Origin of the sequence: uncultured Boseongicola sp., from assembly GCF_937988555.1 — a bacterium.
Classification (GTDB): Bacteria; Pseudomonadota; Alphaproteobacteria; order Rhodobacterales; family Rhodobacteraceae; genus Boseongicola.
This window is the reverse complement of the sequence record NZ_CALJXO010000142.1, coordinates 1-2,593: the sequence shown is the minus strand read 5'-3', so window position 1 is coordinate 2,593 and position 2,593 is coordinate 1. Positions and strand designations below refer to the sequence as shown.

Here is a 2,593-nt window from a genome sequence, read left to right as displayed (position 1 = left end):
CTTGACTACCTGCTGCACAACAAAGGCCGATTTATTTCACGAACTGAACTTTCAGAACACATTTATGAATTCGACGAAGACCGCGATTCAAACACCATCGCTGTGTTTATTGCGCGTCTGAGGCAAAAGCTAGGAGCCGATCTGATCGAGACTTTGCGAGGCAAGGGTTACCGTATTTCGGATGTTTCATGATTTCGCTAAGTCGCAGATCGGCTGTCGCAGGGTCCGTTTGGGCGATCCTCGTGTTTGCCTTTGGAACTCTCGCGCTCCTCGCGATATTCGACAGGATCACGATTAGTCGCTTTGACGATATCCTCGCAGAACGGTTGACCCGCCTTACTGTTGAACTGTCCAATGCAGATGCTGCGCTAAACGCGGACTCCATGAATTTCTCGGAGCCGGGATACGGAAGACAATACTCCGGAAAATATTGGCAATTTCGAGAGCCAGACGGCCAAATTGTCGCGTCGACTTCGCTTTTCGATTTCAAGTTGAACCTCCCTGAACCTGTCAACGTCGAGCCCGTGTTTTGGGAAGCCTCTGGTCCAAGAGACGCCGTCAGGGGGCTGACACAGTTGATCACGCTGGAAAACGGCAAGCAGTATCAAGTCGCGGTGGCTGAAAGCCTGACAAGGCTCTCTGAGGATCGTCAGCTTGTTTCCCGTTACGGCGCAGTCACCTTTCTCATCCTTGGGTTTTTGGGTGTGGTCGGAGCCTATTTACTCACCTCCTCAGCTTTGCGGCCTCTTAGAAAGCTCTCCGGTGAAGTGCAGGCGCGTTGGTCTGATCAGTCCAAGCTCGACCCAGAAAAATATCCCGCGGAAGTTGCTCCACTGGTATCCGACATCAATACGCTTTTGGAACGCAATCACGACATTATTGCTCGAGCGCGTCGTCAGACTGCCGATATGGCACATGCCCTGAAAACACCGGTTTCTGCCCTTAAAAACGAGTTAGAAGCGATGTCCGATCAAGGCTTGGACGTTTCGCTATCGGAAGAGATTCTCGAGCGCATCGAAAAGCAAGTTTCCAGGGCGCTCGCTAGAATGCGCGCGTCATACTCGGCGGATGGCATGCGCATGAACGCAAATGTACGTGGGTCGATTGATCGCCTTAAACGGTTGTTTGAAACGCTACCGTTTGCGACAAAAAAACAATTGATCGTGGTTTGCGATGCTGGCCTTTCGGTGAAAATGGACCAACAGGACCTGGAGGAAATTATCGGCAATATCCTTGAGAACGGATACCGATGGGCGGCGAAAACCATATCGATCAAAGTAACTCAAATTGAGGAATTCATAACCATTGAGATCGAAGATGACGGCCCGGGACTGACTTTGGCTCAGTCTCAGCAAGCTCTCTTGCCTGGACAGCGGCTGGACATGAAAAACGAGGGAACCGGTCTTGGCCTTGCCATCGCCTCTGATCTTGTTGCCGCATACGGTGGCACGCTCGATCTTGAGCGGTCCGAAAGCCTCGGTGGATTGCTCGTAAAAGTTAAAGTGCCCACGTCACACCGAGCGCAGTCACTCAATTGATAAACACGCGTGTTCCAGGTGCCTGGAGCGCCATGGTTTACCGCCCGAGCAGGCCGCATGCGAAGACAGCGGCTGATCAAACTTAAAAACCGTCCCCGTTCACCAAGCCCAAAACGATCCAGCTGCCGCCACTGCACGCCATGAATGGCCAGCCGGTGTAGTGGTTCAATCATTACCGATTGATGGAAAAAGAATAAGAAAAGCCGTAAGCGGACCTTTTGCGCGGAGTTGAAACCGCCCCTTATTGCCTTGGCAAACTGTTGCAGATCTTGGGTGCAATACCCGCCATCGCTGAGAGCGATGGCGGGTACCTCCTGACTTTGCCTGCGTAGCTATTACGAAGGGTGGTGTTCGCAGGTTACGTTGGGGTTGAACGGCATCAGCTCCCCCATAGGGTTTTCGCGAAACAGCCAGACGTGCTGGTCGTAATGCGGTGCGAAGCCGTGCGCTTCGTCGCCGGGCGTTCCCGGGTCATCTGCCATATGGTCCCAGCCTCGCCCGTTCAGGACCGGTGCATCCGTTTTGCCTGCCGCGTTCCAAGCTTCTAAGAATACCAGGTTCTCGACCGCGACAAGTTCCATCGATCCATCGGCCTGCGGCTCGTAGATCAGAACAGATGGCTGCATCCAGTTGGTATGAGTGCTCATGCCATCGACCCTTGGGTCAGTTCCGGTGATCTTAAGAAGCTGGGGCTGGATATAATGCATTCCCATGGCGCCCAGATCTGGCGGGAGCCCTTCTCCCTCAGCCGAAACGCAATTATTGTCGGGGCTTATGTAGCCCTCAGCCATTGCCACGTTCACATCCTTGTATTTCGACACAGCGTCGCGCAGCTTGTCGAGGTCGACATCCTCTGCCCAGACCGCCATTGGAATGATCATGGCTGCCAATGTGTAGCTCACTAACTTTTTCATGAAATACCCTCCCCCTCGACGGATCGCGAACGACATCGTCCGCCGTTGTCCGCAGCTTCGGACTACCACAAAATAGGAATAAATTAAATAGATTTGAGCGGGTGGCTCGCGTGCGAACTCTCTTCCATAAAAAAACTTACC

Annotated in this window: 3 protein-coding genes; 2 read left to right on the top strand and 1 reads right to left on the bottom strand. The window is 53.0% G+C overall.

Annotated elements, in window-relative coordinates; all coding sequences use genetic code 11:
• The coding region (locus Q1B15_RS07630; protein ID WP_299752480.1) for a helix-turn-helix domain-containing protein at positions 1-192 on the top strand (192 nt) is incomplete at its 5' end.
• Positions 189-1,538 carry a HAMP domain-containing sensor histidine kinase gene (locus Q1B15_RS07625; protein WP_299752477.1) on the top strand — a complete coding sequence of 450 codons (1,350 nt, stop codon included), beginning with the start codon at positions 189-191 and terminating at the stop codon, positions 1,536-1,538. The genes Q1B15_RS07630 and Q1B15_RS07625, both read left to right, overlap by 4 nt.
• A 335-nt stretch (positions 1,539-1,873) precedes the next feature.
• On the opposite strand, the gene Q1B15_RS07620 is transcribed toward Q1B15_RS07625, so the two are convergent.
• Complete coding sequence (locus tag Q1B15_RS07620; protein WP_299752474.1) at positions 1,874-2,452, bottom strand: hypothetical protein; 579 nt, start codon at positions 2,450-2,452, stop codon at positions 1,874-1,876.
• Between the last annotated feature and the right edge of the window lie 141 nt (positions 2,453-2,593).